Annotated in this window: 20 protein-coding genes, 1 tRNA gene and 3 pseudogenes; 19 read left to right on the top strand and 5 right to left on the bottom strand. The window is 42.5% G+C overall.

Annotated features, from left to right (window positions below; translation table 11 throughout):
- Nucleotides 1-90: 90 nt before the first annotated feature.
- The 16 genes from QUB13_RS00600 to QUB13_RS00530 all read left to right on the top strand — a co-directional run bounded on the left by QUB13_RS00600 (nucleotide 91) and on the right by QUB13_RS00530 (nucleotide 17,615).
- The gene (locus QUB13_RS00600; RefSeq protein WP_442922118.1) at nucleotides 91-4,035 is read left to right on the top strand and encodes a PAS domain S-box protein; all 3,945 of its coding nucleotides are present in this window, start codon (nucleotides 91-93) and stop codon (nucleotides 4,033-4,035) included.
- A gap of 7 nt (nucleotides 4,036-4,042) precedes the next feature.
- A complete protein-coding gene (locus tag QUB13_RS00595; protein ID WP_333377712.1) occupies nucleotides 4,043-5,467 on the top strand; it encodes a hybrid sensor histidine kinase/response regulator in 1,425 nt (474 codons plus the stop codon).
- Nucleotides 5,468-5,682: 215 nt separating this feature from the next.
- Nucleotides 5,683-6,075: a response regulator gene (locus QUB13_RS00590; RefSeq protein WP_194070556.1), complete on the top strand. Its 393-nt coding sequence runs from the start codon at nucleotides 5,683-5,685 to the stop codon at nucleotides 6,073-6,075.
- Nucleotides 6,072-8,639, top strand: coding sequence for a response regulator (locus QUB13_RS00585; RefSeq protein ID WP_333377709.1), 2,568 nt, complete (start codon nucleotides 6,072-6,074; stop codon nucleotides 8,637-8,639). Before QUB13_RS00590 ends, QUB13_RS00585 begins: the two co-directional genes overlap by 4 nt.
- Nucleotides 8,614-10,272: an adenylate/guanylate cyclase domain-containing protein gene (locus tag QUB13_RS00580; RefSeq protein WP_333377706.1), complete on the top strand. Its 1,659-nt coding sequence runs from the start codon at nucleotides 8,614-8,616 to the stop codon at nucleotides 10,270-10,272. Before QUB13_RS00585 ends, QUB13_RS00580 begins: the two co-directional genes overlap by 26 nt.
- A 191-nt stretch (nucleotides 10,273-10,463) precedes the next feature.
- Entirely contained in the window at nucleotides 10,464-10,856 is a 393-nt protein-coding gene (locus tag QUB13_RS00575) for a DUF1499 domain-containing protein (protein WP_333377703.1), read from the top strand.
- Between the two features lie 335 nt (nucleotides 10,857-11,191).
- A complete protein-coding gene (locus tag QUB13_RS00570) occupies nucleotides 11,192-12,040 on the top strand; it encodes a DUF2382 domain-containing protein (RefSeq protein ID WP_333377700.1) in 849 nt (282 codons plus the stop codon).
- A 265-nt stretch (nucleotides 12,041-12,305) separates the two neighbouring features.
- Nucleotides 12,306-13,199 carry a YsnF/AvaK domain-containing protein gene (locus QUB13_RS00565; protein ID WP_333377698.1) on the top strand — a complete coding sequence of 298 codons (894 nt, stop codon included), beginning with the start codon at nucleotides 12,306-12,308 and terminating at the stop codon, nucleotides 13,197-13,199.
- Between the two features lie 159 nt (nucleotides 13,200-13,358).
- The gene (locus QUB13_RS00560) at nucleotides 13,359-13,844 is read left to right on the top strand and encodes a glutathione peroxidase (RefSeq protein ID WP_333377695.1); all 486 of its coding nucleotides are present in this window, start codon (nucleotides 13,359-13,361) and stop codon (nucleotides 13,842-13,844) included.
- A 1,383-nt stretch (nucleotides 13,845-15,227) separates the two neighbouring features.
- On the top strand, nucleotides 15,228-15,554 hold the full coding sequence (locus tag QUB13_RS30355; protein WP_373537502.1) for a transposase: 327 nt from the start codon (nucleotides 15,228-15,230) through the stop codon (nucleotides 15,552-15,554).
- A 185-nt stretch (nucleotides 15,555-15,739) separates the two neighbouring features.
- Nucleotides 15,740-15,970 carry a hypothetical protein gene (locus tag QUB13_RS00550; protein ID WP_333377691.1) on the top strand — a complete coding sequence of 77 codons (231 nt, stop codon included), beginning with the start codon at nucleotides 15,740-15,742 and terminating at the stop codon, nucleotides 15,968-15,970.
- 135 nt (nucleotides 15,971-16,105) lie between these two features.
- The gene (locus QUB13_RS00545; protein WP_194070547.1) at nucleotides 16,106-16,309 is read left to right on the top strand and encodes a hypothetical protein; all 204 of its coding nucleotides are present in this window, start codon (nucleotides 16,106-16,108) and stop codon (nucleotides 16,307-16,309) included.
- A gap of 147 nt (nucleotides 16,310-16,456) precedes the next feature.
- Nucleotides 16,457-16,529: transfer RNA gene (locus QUB13_RS00540), tRNA-Ala, on the top strand.
- Between the two features lie 123 nt (nucleotides 16,530-16,652).
- Entirely contained in the window at nucleotides 16,653-16,838 is a 186-nt protein-coding gene (locus QUB13_RS30350) for an Arm DNA-binding domain-containing protein (RefSeq protein ID WP_442922114.1), read from the top strand.
- A complete protein-coding gene (locus tag QUB13_RS00535) occupies nucleotides 16,753-17,217 on the top strand; it encodes a phage integrase SAM-like domain-containing protein (RefSeq protein ID WP_442922117.1) in 465 nt (154 codons plus the stop codon). Before QUB13_RS30350 ends, QUB13_RS00535 begins: the two co-directional genes overlap by 86 nt.
- Nucleotides 17,160-17,615 (top strand): tyrosine-type recombinase/integrase, encoded by a 456-nt coding sequence (locus QUB13_RS00530; protein ID WP_333377685.1) that lies wholly within the window; start codon nucleotides 17,160-17,162, stop codon nucleotides 17,613-17,615. The genes QUB13_RS00535 and QUB13_RS00530 overlap by 58 nt, the downstream gene beginning before the upstream one ends.
- Nucleotides 17,616-17,675: 60 nt before the next feature.
- Here QUB13_RS00530 and QUB13_RS00525 read toward each other — a convergent pair.
- From QUB13_RS00525 to QUB13_RS00510, 4 genes and pseudogenes are all read right to left on the bottom strand, one after another.
- Nucleotides 17,676-17,768: pseudogene (locus QUB13_RS00525) on the bottom strand (IS1 family transposase); the annotation flags it as partial.
- Nucleotides 17,769-17,874: 106 nt separating this feature from the next.
- A pseudogene (locus QUB13_RS00520) lies at nucleotides 17,875-18,506 on the bottom strand (IS1 family transposase); the annotation flags it as partial.
- 226 nt (nucleotides 18,507-18,732) lie between these two features.
- A complete protein-coding gene (locus QUB13_RS00515; protein ID WP_333377682.1) occupies nucleotides 18,733-19,296 on the bottom strand; it encodes a transposase in 564 nt (187 codons plus the stop codon).
- Between the two features lie 18 nt (nucleotides 19,297-19,314).
- Nucleotides 19,315-19,749 carry a hypothetical protein gene (locus QUB13_RS00510; RefSeq protein ID WP_223300638.1) on the bottom strand — a complete coding sequence of 145 codons (435 nt, stop codon included), beginning with the start codon at nucleotides 19,747-19,749 and terminating at the stop codon, nucleotides 19,315-19,317.
- A 183-nt stretch (nucleotides 19,750-19,932) separates the two neighbouring features.
- On the opposite strand from QUB13_RS00510, the gene QUB13_RS30345 reads away from it, so the two are divergent.
- Both QUB13_RS30345 and QUB13_RS00500 read left to right on the top strand, forming a co-directional pair.
- Nucleotides 19,933-20,142 (top strand): hypothetical protein, encoded by a 210-nt coding sequence (locus QUB13_RS30345; RefSeq protein WP_442922122.1) that lies wholly within the window; start codon nucleotides 19,933-19,935, stop codon nucleotides 20,140-20,142.
- Nucleotides 20,040-20,362: pseudogene (locus QUB13_RS00500) on the top strand (DNA/RNA non-specific endonuclease). The gene QUB13_RS30345 and the pseudogene QUB13_RS00500 overlap by 103 nt, the downstream one beginning before the upstream one ends.
- On the opposite strand, the gene QUB13_RS00495 reads toward QUB13_RS00500, so the two are convergent.
- Complete coding sequence (locus QUB13_RS00495; protein ID WP_333377672.1) at nucleotides 20,290-22,599, bottom strand: FUSC family protein; 2,310 nt, start codon at nucleotides 22,597-22,599, stop codon at nucleotides 20,290-20,292. The pseudogene QUB13_RS00500 and the gene QUB13_RS00495 overlap by 73 nt on opposite strands.
- 352 nt (nucleotides 22,600-22,951) lie before the next feature.
- Here QUB13_RS00495 and QUB13_RS00490 point away from each other — a divergent pair, with 352 nt between their 5' ends.
- Nucleotides 22,952-23,479, top strand: coding sequence for a hypothetical protein (locus QUB13_RS00490; RefSeq protein WP_333377668.1), 528 nt, complete (start codon nucleotides 22,952-22,954; stop codon nucleotides 23,477-23,479).
- Nucleotides 23,480-23,500 lie beyond the last annotated feature (21 nt).

Below are 23,500 nucleotides of genomic sequence, written 5' to 3'. Positions count from 1 at the left end.
CCGGATTCAATAAAACTAGCTCGTCTATCGCTCCAAAATTTTAACATCTACTAATTTCCCTTGACAATTTCAATTACTCTTAGGATGAATATGTTTCCTAAACCGCTGAATCGCTTTGCCACCAAAATGTTAGGTAAAGTTCCATTACAAACAGTGCTCGTAGTGCCTTTTTTAGTGCAAATTGTCGGCACCGTAGGAGTTGTCGGTTGGCTATCATTCCAAAACGGTCAGCGGGCGGTTAACGATGTAGCAGCTCAGTTGCGGGGAGAAATTAGCGATCGCATCAAAGACCGCATGGAAAACTATATGTCAATTCCCCATATTGTCAATCACCTCAACGTTCAAGGCATAAAATTGGGGCAGTTGAACCTCGAAGAAAAACAAAAACTAGAACTTCATTTCCTCGAACAAATTCAATATTTTGATACAATCAGCATCATTTATGTAGCCACAGAAAATGGAGAACACTCGGGAGCCATCCGCACTAAAGATCGGATTCTCATCTCTGCTGCTGACAAATCTACTGGCAATAAATTAGCTCGATATACTGGTGATTCTCAAGGAAACCGCGTTAAATTAGTAGAAATATCCAATAATATTTACGACCCGCGAATTCGTCCTTGGTACATAGCAGCGGCGCTCGCAAAAAAACCTATCTGGAGTCCAATTTATACAGACTTTTTGACAAGAGAGCTAGCCATTACTGCTGCTATGCCTATTTACGATGCTGCGGGGAAGCTGTTAGGAATAGCTGGCAGCGATTTGCTGTTTTCCAAAATTAAACAATTTCTCGTCAGCCTCAAAATTGGTAAATCTGGGCAAACTTTTGTGATGGAAAGATCGGGAATGTTAATTGCCTCTTCAACGGCGGGCGAAGAATTCGCAGTGGAAGGTAAAGAAGCAAAGCGCGTCCAAGCTTCAGCCAGCAAAAATCCCGTAATTCGCCTAACCGCAAAGCATTTAGAAAAAACATACCAAAGCTTAGCTAAAATCAAAAATTCTCAACAGCTTACTTTTGATATTGACGGGAAGCGCAATTTTATGGAGGTAACTCCTTTTAAAGACGATCGCGGGTTGGATTGGCTGATTGTCGTAGTTGTACCAGAGTCCGACTTTATGGAGCAAATTAACGCCAATACCCGCACGACTGTTTTGCTGTCGGTTGCAGCTTTGATCGTAGCGACAATTCTGGGAATTTTTACTGCTAAATGGGTGGTGCAGCCGATTTTAAAATTGAATGCAGCGGCGAAAGCTTTGGCAAAGAATGAATGGGATACAAAGCTCGCTCTGAATCGCGAAGATGAACTCGGAGAACTTGCGGCTGCTTTTAACAGCATGGCAGAGCAATTACAGCACTCATTTACTTCGATTTCAGAAAGTGAAAACCGAGTAAAACAATTTCTAAATGCAGTACCGATTGGCATTTTTATTGTCGAGCCAAATGGTCAACCTCACTATATTAATCCTACAGGGGAGCAACTTTTAGGTCAAGGAATTATAGCAGCAAACTCTGAAAATTTGCGACAATCCTACCGAGTTAATTTAGCTGGTACTCAGGAAATTTATCCAGCGGAGCGCGACCCAGTTTTAAACGCTTTGCAGGGCAAAAGTGTCACTGTTGATGACGTTGAAATCTCCTTGACTGACAAAATTGTTCCCCTGCAAGTTTGGGGCACTCCTATTTACGACGATCGAGGCAACATTATCTACGGAATGTGCGCTTTTCAAGATATTACTGAACGCAAACAGGCGGACAAACTGTTAACCGAATACAACCAAAATTTAGCAGTACAAGTTGCAGAACGTACCGCCGATTTTGTGAAAGCAAAAGAAAAGTTTTCTAAGGCTTTTCGTTCCAGTCCCAATGCGATTACGATCACGAGAATCAGTGATGGTAGTCACATTGAAGTTAATGACAGCTTTTGTCGGATGATGGGCTACAGTCACGATCAAATTATTGGAAAAACAGCGGTTGAACTGAATTTTTGGGCGACTTTGGCAGAGCGCGATCGGATGATTCAAATGTTAAAAAATAAAACGGCTATTCACAATTACGAACTCAGGTTTCGCAATAAAAGCGGTACAGAAAGAACGGCGCTGCTGTCTATTGAAACCATCGAAATTGACGGAGAACCTTGTTTTCTGTCGATTTCGAGCGATATTACCGATCGCCAAAAAGCAGAAAACGCTCTCCGGGAAGCCGAAGAAAAGTACCGCAACATTTATGAAAACGCTTTAAACGGCATTTTTCAGACTGCTGCTGACGGACAATACATCAGCGCTAACCCCGCTTTAGCTAACCTCTACGGTTACGAATCGTCGCAAGAACTAATCGCATCCCAGCCGAATTTCAATAACCAGCTTTATGTAAATCCCAATCGCCACGACGAATTTATTACGCTGATGAACGAGTACGGAATACTGGCTAACTTTGAATCGGAAATTTACCGCAAAGATGGCAGCATTATCTGGATTTCTGAAAATTCTCGCGCTGTCTGCAATGCCGCCGGAAGTCTACTTTACTACGAAGGTTTTATTAAGGATATTACTGATAGCAAACAAGCGGAAATCAAAATGCAGCAGGCGAAAGAAGCGGCTGAAGCAGCAAACAAAGCTAAGAGCACATTTCTCGCCAATATGAGTCACGAATTGCGATCGCCCCTAAACGCAATCATCGGCTTTGCTCAAGTCATGCTCCGCAGTAAAACTATGTCTCAAGAAAATCAAGAAAATGTCGGAATTATCCTGCGGAGTGGCGAACATTTACTCTCTTTAATAAACCAAGTTTTAGACTTGTCAAAAATCGAAGCAGGACGTACTACTATTTATGAAAAAAACTTCGATTTATACCGATTAATAGACGATTTAGAAGATATGTTTGCGCTCAAAGCTGAGGAAAAAAGCTTGCATTTAATCTTCGATCGAGAGGCGGAAGTTCCCCATTATATTTCCACCGATGAAGTCAAATTGCGCCAAGTTTTAATTAATTTGCTCAACAATGCAATTAAATTTACTTCCGAAGGGGGAGTGTCGGTGCAAGTCAAAGCAGGAAGAGGAAAAATACACAAAAATAGCCCTAACCAATTGCCCGGTCGCTACTGGCTGCATTTTGAAGTTCAAGATACTGGTGCAGGTATTGCTGCTGAGGAAATTCCTCATTTGTTTGAAGCGTTTGTACAGACACAAACAGGTAAAGATTCTCAGGAAGGAACTGGCTTAGGTTTAGCGATCAGCCGACAGTTTGTACAATTAATGGGAGGTGAAATTACTGTTAGCAGCGAGCTAGAAAATGGCACAATATTTCAGTTTGACATCCAAGTTCATCTGGTGGAAACTGCCGATATTGAAAGCAAAAAAACTCAAGTTCGAGTTGTTGCTCTCGCACCCGATCAGCCGCGTTACCGCTTGCTAATTGTGGACGACAAACCCCTGAACCGTCAACTTTTGGTAAAACTTCTGAGTCCGCTCGGATTTGAGTTGAGAGAAGCAAGTAATGGTAAAGAAGCGGTGGATATTTTTATGGAGTGGGAACCGCATCTGATTTGGATGGACATGAGAATGCCTGTGATGGACGGGTACGAGGCAACGAAACAGATTAAAACTACAACTAGCGGGCAAGCAACGGCGATTGTGGCTTTGACTGCTAGTGTTTTGGAGGAAGAACGGGCGGTGATTCTTTCGGCCGGTTGCGATGATTTTATGCGTAAACCCTTCCGAGAAGAGGATATCTTTGTGGCAATGGGTAAACATTTAGGAGTACGCTATATTTATGAAGATTCAACTGCTGTCATCGCGACAGGTTTAGGGGACTCAAGTCAAGATATACTGACACCGGAGGCGATCGCCTCTCTTTCCGCCGATTGGATGGCTCAATTCAAGCAAAATATTTTGAGTGTGGACATGGAGGCGATCGCCAGTTCGATCGCACAAATTCGCACTGTCAACCCCTCTCTTGCGGACGCGCTTCAAGACTGCATTAATAATTTTGAATACGACAGAATTTTAAACACGATTTCTCGCAGCCAAAAACAGTAAATACCCAATGAATTCAACTTTAGCTAACATTGATCGAGCTAATATTTTAGTAGTAGACGACACGCCAGAAAACCTGCGATTGCTGGCAGGAATATTGAGCGAAAAAGGCTATAAAGTTCGCCCGGTTCCCAACGGTAAACTAGCACTTTCTGCAGCTCAAAAAATGCCCCCGGATCTAGTGTTGCTCGATGTGATGATGCCAGAAATGGACGGTTATGAAGTTTGTCAGCAGCTCAAAGATTCTGAAATCACAAAAGATATTCCGGTGATTTTCATCAGTGCGATTAATGACGTGATGGATAAAGTCAAAGCTTTTGGAGTTGGGGGAGTGGACTTTATTACCAAACCGTTTCAAGTTGAAGAAGTTTTAGCCCGGATCGAAACTCATTTAAAAATTTGTTCGCTACAACAAATTTTGCAAGAAAAAAATCAAGATTTAGCAACTGCGATCCAGGAACTGCAAGCCACCCAAGAGCATTTGATTCAATCGGAAAAAATGGCTGCACTAGGACAACTGATTGCCGGCATTGCCCACGAAATCAATACGCCCCTGGGCATTATAGGTTCCTCTATTGATAACATAGCTAATTTTTGGGACGATAATTTACCCAAAATGCCTCAATTTTTTCAAGAGATTTCTGAAGAAAGTAAAGGTTACTTCTTAAGTTTACTTTACCGATCTACCAATCAAACAAATTTATTTACCAGTAGAGAGAAACGCAAATTTAAGCAGCAGTTGATTAGAGATTTGACTGCAGAATCGGTTCAGACTCCTGATGAAATTGCTGATACTTTAGTTGATATGGAAATTTACGACAACATAGAACAGTTGTTGCCATTTTTCAAATTGCCTGATTGGGAAGTAGTTTTCAATACTGCTTATCAATTTGCGAGCTTTAAAAAAAGTATTAGCCTGATCCAAAGAGCGACAGCTAAGTCGGGGAAAGTAGTATTTGCCTTGAAAAGTTACGCTCATTTCGATAACAAGCAAGAAAAAGTCCATGCGAACTTGCACGACGGTATTGACACGGTGTTAACTCTTTATCAAAATCAACTGAAACACGGTATAGAAGTAGTTAAAGATTATGGAAATCTACCCGAAATAACTTGCTATCCCGATGACTTAAATCAAGTTTGGACGAATTTGATTCACAATGCCCTGCAAGCAATGGATTATAAAGGTATTTTGACTCTAGAGACTCAGCAGCAAGAGGCAAATATTATTCTCAAGTTTACTGATAATGGCAAAGGTATTCCCCCAGAAGTTATTCCCAAAATTTTTCAGCCATTTTTTACGACTAAATCTGCGGGGGAAGGTAGCGGTTTGGGATTGGATATTGTGAGAAAAATTGTCAAGAAACACGAAGGCACAATTGATGTAGAATCTGTACCGGGGCAGACAACCTTTACAGTGTCGCTGCCAATCTATTAAATAAAACTTACTTTTGTTTAAAAAAGAAGGCAAATTTAAACCGGCGCTCCCTACTATTATGTCATGAATGATTCCAAATTGACAATTCCTATGCTCCAATGGAAAATGGTATAAGATGGGGGATAGATACCTTGTCTGCTCGCCTGAAATTAATCACCTAGCAGCAAGTAATTTTCGCAAGCCGGCCGGCTAAAATCCCAACAGCGATTAAACAAATGAGTAAGCCTGTAATCCTTTGCGTTGACGATGAACCAGATATATTGAATACTCTCAAGATGCAGCTCAAGAATGAATTTAAAGATGATTACTTTTACGAATTGGCTGAAAGTGGTGATGAAGCTTTAGATTTACTTGAGGATTTTCAAGAAGAATTTCAGGTGATTGTGGTTGTTTCTGATTGGCTGATGCCGGGAATTAAAGGTGACGAACTTTTAATTAAAATTCACCGAAAATATCCTAAAATTATTACGGTGATGTTGACGGGACAAGCGGATGCAGCGGCAGTTGAGCGGGCAGTCAAAGAAGCCGATTTATACTGCTGTTTGTACAAACCTTGGAGTAGCAAAGAGTTAATAGAGACAATAAAATCTGGGCTGGCTAAGTTATGAAAAAACCTGTAATTGTTTGTATTGACGACGAACCTGATGTTTTGAAGAGTTTAAAGATTGAGCTGAAAAAGGCGATCGGGGATAGTTGTATTATTGAAACGGCGGAAGGGGGGGAAGATGCTTTAGAGTTGCTGGCAGATTTGCAGGCAGATGAATACGAGATTGCTTTGGTGCTTTCCGATTATATCATGCCGGATATTAAAGGGGACGAATTGCTCAAGCAAATTCACGAACGCTCACCGGATACGCTGACGATTATGCTGACGGGCCAAGCAGATTTGGAAGCTTTGAGCAATGCTATCAAGTATGCTAAGTTGTACCGTTATATCCCTAAACCTTGGCAAAATGAAGATTTGAAATTAACGGTAGTAGAAGCTGTTCACAGTTATTTGCAAGACCAAAAGTTAACAGATGAAATCCTGAAACGGCAAGAAGTAAATCAGGAGTTGAAGCAAGTAAATGCGGCGCTGTCTGCGAGTGAAAGCCGCCTGAATCAATTTTTAGAAGCTTTACCAGTGGGGGTATCTGTTTACAATCCAGACGGCTCGATCGCCTATTTTAACCAGACAGCGCGGGATTTGCTGGGTGCAGACACGATCCCGGAAAGCACAGCGGAACAATTAGCTGCAAGTTATCAACTTTATGTTGCCAATACTGATGAGCTTTACCCGCCGGATAATTTGCCAGTTTTGCGCGCGCTGAAAGGGGAATTTGTCAGGGTTGACGATGTAGAAATCCGTCAGGATGACAAAATAATTGCGATCGAGCTCAATACCACGCCGATTTTTGACGCTAGCGGAAATATTACTTATGCGATCGCAGTTTTTCAAGATATTAGCGATCGCAAACAAGCCGAAAAAATACTAGCAGACTACCAGCACACCTTAGAAGTCCAAATTGACGAACGCACAGAACAACTGCAACAAGCCGCCTTAGCTGCTGAAGCAGCAAACAAAGCTAAAAGCACGTTTCTTGCTAATATGAGCCACGAGTTGCGAACCCCTCTCAATTCCATACTCGGGTTTGCACAAATCATGGAACCAAGCCCCAATTTTTCTGCTGAAAACCGAGAAAATTTAAGAATTATTCACCGCAGCGGCGAACACTTGCTGACTCTGATCAATCAAGCCTTAGACTTGTCAAAAATCGAAGCGGGACGGATGGCGATCGTCCCGAAAAACTTCGACCTCTACCGCTTGCTTGATGACTTGGAAGATATGTTTCAATTTCGAGCACAGAGTCAAGAATTGCAATTGCTTTTCGAGCGCGAGGCTGACGTTCCCCAGTACGTGCGAACCGATGAGGTTAAACTGCGGCAAGTCCTGATAAATCTCCTCAGCAATGCCGTTAAATTCACACCGACAGGCGGAATAGTTTTAAGAATTAGAAAGTTAAAATATTCTGGAATAGTAGATTTATTAGATAGATCTACAGTTATGTTTGATACCGCAACAAGTATTCGGGACTTCGCCATAACTTCCAGGGAATTAGCAATAGTTGAATTAACAAAAGACACTGAAGATATAAGTTCCGAACCGATGGTTTTCCTTCAGTTTGAAATAAAAGATACAGGAGTAGGCATTTCTCCCGAAGAAGTGGGGAATGTTTTCCAAGCATTCGTGCAGACGACTTCTGGTCAAAATGCTCAGAAAGGTACTGGTTTAGGATTGACTATCAGCCGTCAATTTGTCCGCTTGATGGGAGGAGATATCGTCGTAGAAAGTCAACTGGAAATTGGCACGAGTTTTAAATTTGAGATTCCAGTCGGTGCGGTTTATGCTGCGGATATTCCCGAACCACAAATTAACCTGGAAGTTACAGGATTGGAACCAAATCAACCTTGCTACCGGATTTTAATTGTGGACGATCGCGAAGACAACCGCCAACTTTTAGTCAAAATGCTTTCTCCTTTGGGTTTCGCGCTGCAACAAGCCAGCAACGGCAGCGAAGCAGTAGAAATCTGGGAAAACTGGCAGCCGCATTTAATTTTGATGGATGTGCGAATGCCAGTGATGGACGGCTACGAAGCTACTAAAGAAATTAGAACCCGAATACAGCAGAGAGAGCAAAAGCAGCAAGGCAAGGCTCCAATGAGTGTTTGTGAGTTTGAATCTCCGATTCCGAAGATTATTGCTTTGACTGCTAGTACAATTGAAGGCAGGCGCTCGTTTGCTTTATTAGTCGGCTGCGACGATTTTATTAGCAAACCTTTCCGCAAAAATGATATATTTAATAGCCTCAACCAACACTTAGGGGTCAAGTATCTCTACTCTCCCTCGACTTATTTGATGTCAAAGGGCGATAATCTATCTAACTCTCCCCCTATTGTTGCGCTTGCTTATTTGCCTGCACTTCCCGCAGAATGGATAGAGAAGATGAAGCAGGTAATCCGTAATGCTGATTTTGACTTAATTTCCAGGACAATCGAGGAAATAAGGGATGCTCATCGTGAATTTTCCGACATCCTCCAGGGGCATCTCGATAATTTTGATTACCAGAAAATTCTTAATTTAATTACCGAGGCGGAGGAATCAAATAATGCAGATAAATGCGGAAAAAACTGAAAACTATCAAGCAGATATTTTAGTAGTTGATGATACGCCAGATAATCTGCGTTTGTTGATTAGAATTCTGCAAAAAAATGGTTATAAAGTTCGACCTGTTACCAATGGTGTTTCTGCTATAGATGCAATTCAATCTAGCGTACCAGATTTGATTTTGCTCGATATTATGATGCCGGATATTGACGGCTACGAACTCTGTAAAAAATTGAAATCACAACCGAAATTTAAAGAAATTCCGATTATTTTTCTCAGCGCGCTAGAAGAAGGAATAAATAAGGCACAAGCTTTTGAGGTGGGCGGAGCAGATTATATCACAAAACCTTTTCAGGTGAAAGAAGTATTGGCGCGAGTTAGCAATCAACTTACTGTGCGTTCCTTGCAAATGCAATTGCAAGAAAAAAATCAAATATTGACGGCTAAAAATGTCCAGTTGCACGAGGAAATCGCCGAACGTCACCAGGTGGAAATGGAAACGAGGTTGCTGCTGAAGGCTACTCAAGCTATTAGTAAATCTGAGAGTTTTGAGTCGGCTATAGATGTGATCTTAGGTTTAATTTGCCAAACTATTGAATGGAATCTGGGCGAAGCTTGGATTCCCTCTAGTGAAGGCGTTTTAAAATGCGCTACAGGGAGGTACGTCAGCGATTCGAGTTTTGCCCAATTCCGACAGACAAGTTGGGAGTTAACTTTTGCTGCTGGTGTGGGACTTCCGGGGAGGATTTGGCAGTCGCAGCAGTCTGAATGGATAGAGGATGTTTCTACTGCACCGGAACAAGTTTTTTTACAATCGCAAATTGCGATGGATGTGGGGTTAAAAGCGGCTTTTGGTGTGCCAATTTTGGCAGACAATCAAGTGTTAGCGATTTTGATTTTTTATCAGGAAAACAATCTGGAATGTCAGCCGCGCTTGTTGGAATTGGTGAGTGCGGTTGCGATGCAGCTAGGTTCGCTGATTCAGCGGAAACAAGCTGAAGCAGCGCTGAAATTGCAGCAAGAGCAAACAGAGAAATTGCTGCTGAATATTTTACCGAAACCTATTGCCGATCGCTTGCAAAAAGAGCAAAAATTAATAGCGGATCATTTTGATGATGTGACGGTATTGTTTGCGGATTTGGTGGGTTTTACAGAGTTTTCTGCTCACAAAACTCCGACGCAGTTGGTAGAAATTTTGAACGCGATTTTTTCGGAGTTCGATAGGTTGTCTGAGTTGCACGGGTTGGAAAAGATTAAGACGATTGGGGATGCTTATATGGTGGTTGGGGGTTTGCCGACGGTGCGGGAGGATCACTCTGAGGCGATCGCACTTTTAGCTTTGGAAATGCAGGCAGCTTTGAGAAGTTTTAATACTAAAGTTGGAGAAAGTTTTGAATTGCGGATCGGAATTCACAGCGGTTCGGTGGTGGCGGGAATTATTGGAATTAGCAAATTTAGCTATGATTTGTGGGGGGATACTGTGAATGTTGCGTCTAGGATGGAGTCGAACGGATTGCCGGGTAAAATTCAAGTGACTGCGACAACTTACGAGCGATTGAAAGCTCGGTTTGTTTTTGAAGAACGGGGTGAGATTTCGGTAAAAGGTAAAGGAACAATGTTGACTTATTGGTTGATTGAAGAACAAGGTCAAGTTTTTTGATTTTTTGAGGTCAATTTCAATTAATATTAAAATTAGAATGAATTTACACTTTCAGGAGGGATAATCCTTTGCAGACAGTTGAAACAAAATCGCCTCAAGCATTGAAAAGAGTCCTAGTTATTTTAATATCACTGCTAGCGGTAGCGGTACTGTCGATCGCTATTTTTATCCTAGTACCCGGAGAAAAAACAATGTTTGCTGGAAAAAAACCTGCCAATATCGGTATTGTGTCGGGAAAACTCGCGGCGTGCCCTGCTTCGCCTAACTGCGTCAGCAGCTTCAGTCAAGATGCCGAACACCAAATTGAGCCTTTGGCATACACTTCGTCGCCTACAGAAGCAATGGCAAAGCTCAAAGGGGCGATCGAGTCCTCAGCAAAGACTAAAATTATCACCGCAACTGATAATTACCTCTATGCGGAGTTCACGAGTCCTTTGATGGGGTTTGTCGATGACGTGGAATTTTTGGTAGATGATGCCGCAAAAGTCATTCACGCGCGATCGGCATCGCGTCTGGGACAGTCGGATTTAGGAGTTAACCGCAAACGAATTGAGACACTCAGAGCTCAACTAAATCAACAGTGAGCTAATTTCTAGATATCCCGAAGCTCAGACAGCGGTTGAAACCTGGTGTTGTCAAACGATGTCCCCTCCCAGCGGACTCAAGAACATAACCCAGTCTTAACCGCCCGATCGAGTCAAACCCTATCCCCCGGAGTGAGAGTTTGCCTCGATCGGCACTTTCAACCGCTAGGTATTGTTGATCGGGCTTTGCATAGCTGAGTGCGCTCGTCACCGCACCAGGCACTATTCCTATAGTATTAAACGCCCTAAATTGTACACTTCAGACTTTAGGGAGATGTAAGTCAACCCAATTAATTTTTACTATAAATTTAATTAAACAAGCGAGGAAAAAACACATGACACTTCAAAGATTAGAAGAATTTTATCCTAACTATCAAGAAGAAATCTTTGCTGGAGACGACATCAAGGGATTTGATGTTTATGCCGGCGACTCTGATGAAAAAGTAGGAACCGTTTATGATGCTTTGGTTGATGAAAGCGGTCGTTTTCGCTATCTGGTAATTGATACCGGGATTTGGATTTTTGGCAAAAAAGTATTGCTGCCGATTGGCTCTGCCCGCTTCGACTACGGAGCACGTCGAGTCTACGCTACAGGCCTTCGCAGCAAAGATCAAGCAGAAAGATTGCCTGCTTACAATGAATTAGAACCACTAGATTACGATCGCGAAGAACAGGTAAGAGGCGTTTACCGCAATCAAGGCACAGCCGCAACTGCCACTCCTGCCAGCTACGATCGCAGTAACTACAGCTACGATCTCGATCGCCCCCTCTACGAAACAAACGAAAAGAAACACCAAAATCTCAAGCTTTACGAAGAACGCTTGATTGCCAACAAACACCGCGACAAAACAGGCGAAGTAGCAGTGGGCAAGCGCGTGGAAACTGAAACAGCACGAGCATCAGTACCTATCGAGAAGGAACGAGTTGTAATCGAGCGAGTAACGCCCGTAGAAGCGGGTCAAGTAGTTTCAGTCGGTGAAGCTGACTTCCAATCAGGGGAAGTTGCACGCATGGAAGTGTACGAAGAAACGGCCGACATTCACAAGGAAGCCTACGTGCGCGAAGAAGTCAACATCAGAAAAGAAGTTGTCCGCAGCACGGTTGATGGCGAAGAAACCTTGCGCCGTGAAGAATTGGACATTGACACGGATGGCACTCCGGTTGTAGATAATAAAAATATCTAAACCAACTGCAGCAGGTATTGAATAGGAATTGCGGATTAATCACATAATTCTGTCACATCGCTGGTTGAAATTGTGCGATAGTCGCGCAATTCCTAGATGCAGACGGCGGTTGAAACCAGGTTTACAAAAACTTTCGTCCGTGCCAAACGGGCCAAAGAAAATAACGTAATTTTAACCGCCCGTTATTCACCCCGCTAATGTCGGGTGAAAGGCAAGTATAAACCTGGTTTCTACCGCCCCGTCTTTTTAGCAGGAAAATTTAAAAATGAACGGTCAAGTATCAGCCGAAAAAATAGCAGCAGCAAAATCAATTACTCGTCTCAACCGGGTGCCGGAAAAAGTCAGAACTAAGCTAAAAAGTTTTACAGTAAAAGACAATCAAGGTCACTTGGTAGGTAAAATAAAAGATGTATATTTTGATGAAAGCGGTCAACTAAATTTTGTGGTAGCAGGGCTAGGCAGCGAAAAAGCTCGAATTTTTTTAGTTAGTATTAAGCTGCTAAAAAAAGTAGATTATCACCAAAAATCTTTGTTTGTAAGTGTTAATTCAGATGAAGTCGATCTGCTGCCGGGAATTTCGGCAAATAGCGAGGCTCAGTCTGTAGAAAATTCCTCAGAAGCGCTGAATGAATTAACGAATAGCGAGTCAACCCAACCCTCAAAAGTTATGTCAAATCTAACAGATTCCGATCGCCAAAATGAGAATTTGGAGACGAGTGAAGAGGAGGAAGACTTTGATATTGTCGATCGAGAAGTAATTCGCCTGCTAGAAGAACGATTGGTGATCAATCGCAGCAAGCGCAAAGTCGGCGAAGTCATTGTCCGCAAAGAAATTGAAACTCGGATGGTACAAGTGCCCATCCAGTGGGAAAAGCTAATTGTCGAACAAGTCGGCGACGATCCGAAGGTGTTGGCCGAAATAGATTTGGGCGAGGGAAGCATCACGGGTATAGATTTGACGGGAATTAAGCACGATCGCGATGAACCGACAGTTAAGGCTGAGTTTACCTCGGTGCAGAAAGCCAGCAAAATCTTAAATTCGATCGCCTCTCAACCCCGCCACGGTTGCGTAAAAGTCCGCCTCGAACTCGTTCTGGAGAACCCGCAACTAGAGGAAACTTACCAAAAATGGATGACGGAAAGCCACTCCGACAGTTAAATAAAATTAGTTTGTAGCAAGGAATGCAAGTCCTCTGATTTTTATGAGGACTTGCATTCCTTACTAGCAACACCTATAAATTTTGAGCGATCGGCATACCGACCAAATCTTACCAAATTGCGGTAAAATTGTGGTGGTCAAATTTACAAGTATTTGAAAATGCCCAGCACCATCTCCGACATTAAAGTAAAAACGATCGCAGGCGCAGACAAGCAGCTAGGAGAGTACGCTGGTAAGGTACTCTTGATAGTTAACGTAGCTTCTCAATGCGGCTATACACCTCAATACAAAGGACTCGAAGAATTGAGCCAGAAATACAGCGCTGGGGGACTCAGGGTTTTAGGATTTCCCTGCAACGACTTCGGAGCACAAGAACCTGGAAGTAACGCAGAAATCGTCAATTTCTGTACGACCAAATACGGTGTCAGCTTTGAATTGTTTGACAAAGTACGCGCCAAAGGCAGTCAGCAGCATCCGCTGTACGCTAAACTTACGAGTGAAGCCGACCCCAAGGGTGATGTTTCGTGGAATTTTGAGAAATTCTTAGTTAACAAACAAGGTGAAGTGGTTGCCAGATTCCCCAGCAGCGTGGCCCCAGATTCGCCAGAATTGATCGCCGCCATTGAAAAAGAATTGGCAAAATAAGCTGTTCGGTAAATAGTTTTTAAACCGCCGATATAACAGATGGATGTTTAGTTATTGTAGGGTGCGTCATATCAATTCCGGTTGCACCGTCAGGTGATTATTGACTGTTGACTGGTGGGTCGAAAAACTGAATGGTTGAGTATTAACTGTTGACTCGATTTTATTATTCAGAGGCAACCGGAAACGATATCAGGGCTGAATGTTTTGCAGACAGACTAACAATTTTCCCCGAGACGCACCCTACTACGATTAGTTAGCTTGTTTTTGCTTCTCTTCCCCATTGTTGAGAAGTAATCAGCAATTAATAAATACGGATGATTGAATTATTTAATTGGAGAATCGTTTAATTTAATGGAAAATACATCGGGATTAGATTTAGCCGTAGGTTTACTAGCCTTCGCGATTCTGGGAGGCGGGCTGGCCATGCTGTTTGTAGGTATGGCATCGTTCCCTAAAGAAAAGTAACAATAATTGAGATTATATCCTGACTGCGACTCCAATCAAATTGGTTCGTAGTGAGGACTTCAGTCGTCCAATTTCTATGAAAAGTGAAGTCCGAACCATCAAAATTTGAATAAATTTCAAAGCATTCATTTTTATAGTAACCGTCAAAAAAAATAGGAAGTTCTTAATTGCTGAAAGCCTTGATTTGATGGTTTCTTTCTTCTTCCTGATGACTAATGACCAATGACTATTAACTAATGACTGAGGGCGGATATTTCCTTTTTTTAGTCACTTGTATCATACAGCACTTGCAGATGTTATGAGGTACAATAGAATCGACTAAAAATAATATACTAATGAAATCATACTCAGTAGATTTGCGAGCCTTTCATAGTATCAGCCCATCTACAGCAGAAGCTGTAGATCAGAAAAACAGCAGAAATATTTGCCTGCAGTAAAAGCTTAGGATCGAAAACTTACCTCCTACAGTCCTCTCTCCTGTAAGTTGCCAGATCAAAGGAGCCAGAGCCTCCAGATCTGGATTACCAGGCTCTTCCTGGTAACGAGCAATCGCTTAAGTTATTAAATTTTAATTCCTTAGTTCAAAAACTTGTCAAGCAACAAAAAATTGAGAAAATTTACAGCCTCAACCTAGGGATAAACCCAGATTCAGTCATTTGAATAATGCGTCAAAAGAGTTGAGATAAATAGTGACAGCACATCCCGATACAACCTTGGTATAATTGTATGAATTATTCGCCCAAAAGACCGAAAATTTGGTGGTAGAACAGCCATGTGTAACGCCTTACACAAGTTGGGGTTAAATCGTAAAAAAAAATAGTAAGAAGTAGCCAAGTCGGCACTGAAAGAGTCATGAAATTAAGGTTAGAGTATGGGGCAAAGTCAAGCATATTGACACAAAAAATCTAGTATTTTTAGATAAAACTGGAGTATTACACTTGTTTAACCAGAACTCATGCTTCCAATGAGGCAAAGCGAGCCTATATGGATAACTTACCAGCGCATAAAGTAGATTCAATTAAGCCTATGATTGAAGCGGTGGGTGCTTCTATCTTGTGTTTATCTCCATACTCTCCTGATTTTAATCCAATTGAATTATGGTGGTCGCAACTCAAATCTTTATTGCGACAGTTTTCACCAACCAGCACTAAAATGGTTGAAACGATAATTGCTGTGGCTATTGACTTAATTAATCCGAAACATCTCACAAACTGGTTTACTAATTGCTGCTACTGTATCTCATAACATCCCGAAGTGCTGTATGTCATAAATATGGCTGATTCACAGATGGTCAGAAACCGGGTTTTTTCCAAAAATCTTTGGTTCTTACCGACAGATTAGGTCAAAAACCCGGTTTCTTTGGCGGAGTGCGTAACTCTTTTTAGTTAAACTGGAGTGCAACTTTTAACCCCATCGCTCTTGACGAATTCTTGATAAACCTATTTATCACCAAAAAAGTCGATCGCACTCTTCGGTTTTGCCATTCTCTCATCCAGCTACACTCAAAACGGGCGATCGTCTTCGTTGATCGGCCTCCCGCAGGCGCGCGTTTCCCTAACGCACCTACCCTCAAAAAAAGCGATCGCACCCGCCGCGATCGCACCCGCCGCCCCTCAATAGCTGAGCCAGCTCTCATTTACTTTGCATATCGTAATGATTAGGCAGAGCTATCTTTTTTCTCAGTGCCTTTTTGTTGCTCCCTCGGGGTTTTACACCAATAATTAAATGCGTATAAGCTAATCTGCAAGCAGTCAAAAGTTTTGTTACAATGGGTACGCTGTTACAAAACGTAACTTATGCTGATTTCTATTTTAATAATTGACGTGGCCCTAGTCGCTTGGTCTTTGCACCTAATGCAAGAGGCGATCGCGCAACGGGAATTTTCACTAATCCTAGCCGGCATCCTAGTCGCGGTCTCAGCCGCAGCCCTGATCGTCGTCTACTTCCTCATGGGCTCTTGCTTGAGCCATTTAACCGCAATATCCCAACACACTTATTAAATAATCCTAGGGATTCGTTCATTGAAAAGCAGCCAGGAGATTTTAAAAAAGTCCAAAGCCTTGCCAGTTCAAGGCTCCAAACTATTTTTTCAAAAAGGCTTGACAAACATTACTCCATTAAGGCATGATTGAGAGCGCGAAAAGAAAGGGGAATTAGCTCAGTTGGTAGAGCACTACAATGGCATTGTAGGGGTCAGCGGTTCGAGCCCGCTATTCTCCATAAACAAACCCGTTCACACAACGAGTTTTGTTGTTTATATAAGAAAACTGTTAGATTTGATATTCTCAATTAGGGGTGACAGCCTCTGACAATCCCAGACACTTTATGCGATAAATCTGCGATATGCCCAAAGGAGCGGTAAATATAGAAGTTTGCAAGGAGCGACTACGGTTAGCCTGGTCGTGGAATGGCAAACGCTTTTGGCTCTACATCGGTTTGCCCGATACTCGCGCCAACCGCAAAGCAGCCGAAATCAAAGCTCGGACGATGGCGTACCGCCCCGCTACGCTACGAACTCGACATCGTTAGTGGTAACTTTGACCCTTCCCTCATTAAATACAAACCTCAGAAACAAGAATCCATTTCTGTTTCTGAGCTTTTTGACCAATTTGTCGAACACAAACGCCGTGCCATCTCGATCGGTGGATTAGCTAAATACATTGGATTACAGAAACACGTTTCTGTGTTTTTCCAAAACAAAACCAGTATTTCTGTTACTGAAACTGTTGCTGAGAATTTTCGAGATTGGTTGGCACAGAAACTTGAACCCGTTACAGTACGCGAACGGATCGTGTTAATCAACGCTTGCTGGGAATGGGCTCGCAAAAAGAAATTGGTTTTTGAAAATCCTTGGACAGACATCAAGGTTTCAGTTGGGCCCAAACAACGACCGGAACCGTTCACGTAGGCGTAAGCCGGGGCGTAGCCATCGCAGAGATTTCAGCGATCGTCCACAAATTTCGCTCTGATTCAAATCTCAGTCACTATGCTGACTACGTAGAATTCAAATTTGGAGTCGGACTCCGCACCGGGGAAACAGCAGCGCTATTGTGGCAGCATTGCTCACCAGAATGCGATCGTATCTGGATTGGAGAAAGTTTGAGCAATGGCTCTCGCAAATCCACCAAAACTAACAAAGCCCGCACGGTGCCGCTAACTCCGCGCCTGCAACAGTTGCTCAAAAATCGGCGGGCAAAGGACGGACGGCCGGATGATCTAATCTTCACCAGTACAAACGGCTCTGCGATTGACTCCAAAAACTTCTGCAACCGCTATTGGAAACCAGCACCATTACTCACAAGTTAAGCTAAAAGCACTATTGTCAATGAGTAATTTGGTAGTGATAAATATGTAGTGATTAGATATTCATTGGCTCAAAACATAGTTGTAATGATGAATAAAATACCAAATAGCACCTATATGGTTTTCTAACTTTTTAGAAAATGAAAGAGTTTTTCTTATACCATTTTTCTAAAATCGTGCAACACTCTTCGACCCCCCCTAGCCCCCCCTTGCAAAGGGGGGGGGACAAGAACACTGTTGCATTCTTTTTTAAAATTGGTATTACGATCCGAGAAACACGTTGGCGCAAAGTATTATTAAATCTTTCAATGTGATTAGTCTTTCCACTTTCTTTACCAACTGGCTGATGGCGTAGCGAAGGAAAAAAACAAGCATATGCAGCCCAAAAATCTGTATAGCAAACAGCACATTGTCGATATACAGGAGGTAGAGAATTTCATAATTGTTTGGCTCCTTCTTCGCTACGATCGCCAATATAAACACCAATAATTTCTCTGGTGTCTCTATCCATTGCGGTGCCACACCCATTGCTTATTTTCTTTACAATCTACAAATGACCACAGTTCATCACATTCAACATTCAATCTGACTTTTTTTTTAGGTTTAACCTTTACTGTGCGTTCGATTGAGGCATATTTATTATTTACGTAATCCTGTAACCATTTTTGAGAAACACCCGTGCTTCTAGCTATACCAGCCAAAGAAATCTTCTCCAAAAGAAGTCGATCAATTAAATTTTTTGTTTCCGAAGCTCATTACTTTGTTTGTCGGATTTTTGACAAATTGGCATCCGCAACTTTGACATTTGTATTTGGGTTTTTTATTGTGAATTCTACCATTTTTAACTATGTGATTTGAACCACAATTGGGGCAATTTGGTCGTAAGGATAGCATATTATATGACTAAATTAATCTGGGCAGGTATCAAAGATTCCAGCAATAATTTATTATAATAAGCTGTTCAGCATCTAAAACGCCTGTCGGGGTGACAAGTCGCCTATAACGCTGATAGAATAAGCCTCATAGCTCTTATGCCTTGTTGATAATTAGGTAGTGTGGAGACAAAGACATTAATTCAACAACAACCTGCCAATTACTAAACATCGAATCGACCCATGATTCACCCGCCTCGTCCAATATAAAAAGTGCTATGTCTAGCATATTTTCTGTGGCTTTCTGTTTTTCTGCCTAGATATTCTTGAACTTGCTTTGATTTAATATCTATCCCTTGAATGATACTCTTTAAGTATGATAGCGATAGCAAAATTAATAATTTACTCAATCGGTCGCCCGTTAAATTAGTCTTCTCTAGGTTATAGCCTCCGCCTTTAAAATCTCTAAACATTTCTTCAATTCCAAATCTTTTTGCATAAGCATCAACTGCGGCTTGTATATCTGCCAAGCTTGTCAGAATATACCAAGGCTCTTTTGTAATAAAATTTCGATATTTCCCTAGCCATTTACCGGCTTTATTAAACCCCGTAATGGGTGCAGTTTTTCTGATTGTTACTTCTTGATTGAAAAAGCTATTTCCTGGCTCTAATCCTAGCATTTTTAGTTCAGCCCCTAACTCCGATTCAATCTTGATACAAACATTCTTTTTTAGTCGTAAACAGAAATCTACTTTCTTCTCCCTCAGCCAGTTGGCGAGGGTAACGCTACAAAATTCACGTTCTCCTAACACTATCAATTTATAATCTGATCAAGCGGCGAATACTGGCGTTAATACGAATTGTTGATTGTCTAATGTGCTGTTCCCTTGTTTCTCAAGCATTTTCCAATAAATAGGAATAGCTCTTTTTCGCCAAATCATGCTGACCATCAAAATATTATTGGATTGCCATTTGGTTCGGTCTATTGCTAAATATACAACCTTATTCTGTTTGACAGTACCTTTAATCCAACCAATTACCAGTGACAGCCAAATATCATCTAGAACCCATTTATCCTCTGATAAAAATCTCTGAAGTTTTTTTCTTCTACTTTCAAATTTAATGGGCATCGCTAGTTTTGTCGCTATGCTTTCTAATGTGACTTCTTTAATCGATTGCACTACTTGAATCAATAAAATTGTCAATAAGTAATTAGAACGTGTCAGCTTTTCTGACAAATGGGCATGATATAATTCTGGTATCATTTAATTGTTTTTGGGTAAGAAGCTTTCTTACCCTATCTTTTTTGAGGCGATTTGTCTAGGATTGCCTCAGAGTCTGTTTTTCAGGCAACCTGTCACCCCGTCAGCGCATTCCACTATCAAATAATCAACGTTAGCCGCTAAGTCGGTTAGTTGGTCTAGAAGGTCGTCGGGGCTTTGGAGTACGTGAGTGGCGATACTCGGTTCCATCCTGCTGCACCACTGGGAACTAGAGCGCTGAGCGTCAAGACAACTTCCGCCCCGACGATACCCTCCCCGCTGCTGCGTACAAAGTGCGCCCTAACGATTACACCGGAAGCGGCTGCGACCGGGGACACATTGCACCCAGCGGCGATCGCACCCGCAACGAAGCGGACAACAGCAGCACTTTCCTGATGACATGATGCCCCAAGTCCCAGAACTAAACCGAGGCGTGTGGGGTGACTTGGAAGATTACTGCCGCGAGTTGGTGCAACAAGGAAAAGAACTTTACATCGTAGCGGGGCCCGTGGGGAGGAAAGGCAGCATCGGTAAAGTATTTGACTATTTAGTTGAACTCTTATCAACTGATGCTTGCAGGCGATCGATCGCACAATGCAGACATTTCATTTCATAGGCAATTCGATCCAGTTGTGTGGAAACGGGAGTTTGTTCGAGAACAGCTTGTCTCGTTGACGTTACAGAACTTGGATTTGTAGCCAACTCTGATATCCTAGTGAGATGTAACTGTTCAATATCGTTGTGAATGGCTTCGATATAAATCTCTAGCTTCGGTAAAGCTAGAGGTGGGTGTCCCTGTTCCAGCGCGTTGGCTAAGTTCTCTAAAACTTGCACAATCGCATCGGTAAATCGCTGGAAATCTACAAATTGGTAGTCTCCGCTAAATTTACGTTGATGTTCTGCTAGGGTTGTGACTGAGCTGAAAAAGGCACGAATGTAGAGTATCAGCATCGCGATCGGTTCGACTTCTCCTCGAACGTGACGGGGTTCGCTGAATAACCTTTGAGCAGCAGCAGCAGCATTCGCATTCTCTAATGCTGCTTGATGATGCAGGTTTCTGATAGTTTCAGTCGAGCAGTTTTGTTCTGGGTTAATGTAGCTAGCTGCAACTTGTTGAAAGTAAGCGAGATTAGATCGAATCGTTGTTGCTAGTTGTGCTGGAAGTTGCGAGCGCTCCCAACTGGGGAATAAAAAATAGCTGCCGAGTAATGCTAAAATTCCTCCAATTAAGCTATCGACAATGCGTAATACTCCAATTTCCCAGCCACCTTTGCTCGTCACATTCAGTAGCAATATGACTGCGGGAGTAAGGAGGGTGATAAAGATGCCGTAGCTCAGCGATCGTACTGACATAGCAGTGACTAAGAGTATCAGAAGACAGACTAATATTATCACTGGATTGTGGATAAGTATGACCAGGACAATACCAAAGATGCCCCCTAATGTGGTTCCAATCACACGCTGCACAGTTGCCTGAGAAGTACCGCCAAAGTTGGGCTTTAGGGCAACTACAGCAGTGAGTGTTACCCAATAGCCTGTGGGTACTTGCAATAGCAAAGCTACTAATTCGGCAGTTGTTACTATTAGCGCCAGCCTCAAAGCATGACGAAAAATAACAGAATCAAACGTGAGATTGTTCCGCAGCGTGTCAATGATTGAAGAACGCTGTGGCTCTATCGGGGGATAAATGTTTAGCTGGGCGATGCTGCGTCTTTCTCCCTGTTGTAAATCTGTGGCAATTTCGGCATCGGCATGAATTTGTTCCGCTAGCGCTTTGAGACTAGCTACAATCTTGCCAAGACTCACTAAGTCACCATAGTCATCTGTCCGATCCACACTAGCTTGATTCAGGGTTTGAGAGTGTAGGACTTGCCAGTGGTATTCTAGTGCCTCGATCGCCCGATCTATATCTCCCAAGAGAACAACATTCTTTCCTTTAGCAAGTGCATCTGACAAGATTTGTAGAGCCGTTGCCGATGTTTCTAGCACTTGCTGAATTTCTCTGTGCAACTGCTGAACTAAGGGACGAGAGGAGGCGATGGCTAACAGTTCCACCAGTGCTACAATAGAATTAGTAATTTGGTTGACATCCTCAATTAAGACGAGTAACTGATTGCCACGCAAGTCAGCAGTTTCTCTGCCCGTCCACACAGCACCCCAAACACTCCGGGCTGAGGTCAAATCCTGTATTACGCTGTCTTGACCTTGTAAGAATTGCTCTGCCCACTTCTGACGCTCCTCCAGAATTAAGGGTATCTCGCTTGCCATTCTCACAAATTTGCTCAATGTCGCATAACAACTGCTGGCTGCCTCAATCGCAGGTGTATAAGGGCGTAACACCCACAATAAGAGAGATAACACCATCGCCCATAAAGCTCCAGCTAGGCACAGCGCACATTGCAGAAGAACAGTAGAGAAATCGGGGAACGAAGCGAATTTGGCTAGAGAGACGATAAACATAATTGATGTCACCAGACTAACCGTCGCCGCGCTCGTGCCAAACAGACCAGCTAAGCCAGCGACGAACATCACCAAGAACGTTGTTGGAATAGCCAGCCACAGGGTACTACTAACCAGATTCGCCATTAGCAAGGCGACAGTAACGCCAACGGTTGCGGAGAGCATTACAGTTGCTTTTTGGCGATAGGCTCCACCCACATCGACCATGCCAACAAACATAGCTCCCATCACCGCGATCGCACTTGCAGCAGGATGACCTGTAATGAAGCCAACTGCAATGGGCCCGCTCACTGCCAAAAGGGTACGCAAGCCGTAGATAATGTCAGGTTTACCGGGCAAGGGCTGAAACTGCTGCAACAGCCAGTTGAGAGATTGTCGATGGCCAGATGGCATACTAGGCTACCTCTTTAAATTAACTGCTTATACGAATGATAAGACACAAAAGTGGCGTTGCTGATTTACGGTAGAAAAGGCTAAATATGCCAGTCATAGAAACCAGTATCTACAAAACTTCGGGATTTTCAAGGTATTTTTTTCATACTGTAAATCAGTAACACCACAATTCTTATTAGTTTCTCGCTGATTCTATCTCTGCGAGTGCTGTTCATCTCTCATCTTTTTTTTAGTTGTTAGCGAGTTTCATCTTTATATCAAGTAGGCACAAAAGTCAACTTGTTGTCTAGTAAAAAAACAACAATAAGTCAGATGATATAGTAAAAAATAAATACCGATCGAGTTGTAATTTATGAAATTAACAGCAGTTTTAGCAAGCAAATTACTCCGCCAAATTCTCGTAGACTACAACTACTGGCCCGAATCTGAATCTGATTCACCTCTCTCAATCCGTCGCTCAAAAACTATCTTAGATGACAAAGCGATTCTCTCTCGCGATGCAAGTATGCGACGAGCAGCAGTAAAAGATTCTGATCCAGCAACAACAACTTACAAAGCTCCTAACGATCGACGCATTGAGTGTAAAACACTCGATGAAACCTTCAAACCCTTGGCTGCTACCGCATTACTTGCAGTCCAAACCGCAGCTACCAGTATGCAAAGTGGGATGGCTGGATTGGAAACTCTGGAAGTACCGATCGAACAATCCGAATATTTAGTCCAAGTCTATAGCGTTTTCAAACAACTAACAAATCCCAAAGTTTGCTACGTTGTTGATGGTGATGCAACAAGTTCCGATCCATACACTGGACTATTCATTACTGGTCAAACCAGCGATGGTGAGGTGATTATTGCTCAATCTCTTCTCATCCAAACTTGATGATTTTACTAATCCTATCTA

It is taken from the genome of Microcoleus sp. B4-D4 (genome assembly GCF_036705185.1).
Lineage (GTDB): Bacteria > Cyanobacteriota > Cyanobacteriia > Cyanobacteriales > Microcoleaceae > Microcoleus.
Note: the sequence above shows the minus strand (reverse complement) of the source record. Positions and strands in the feature narration are given on the sequence as shown.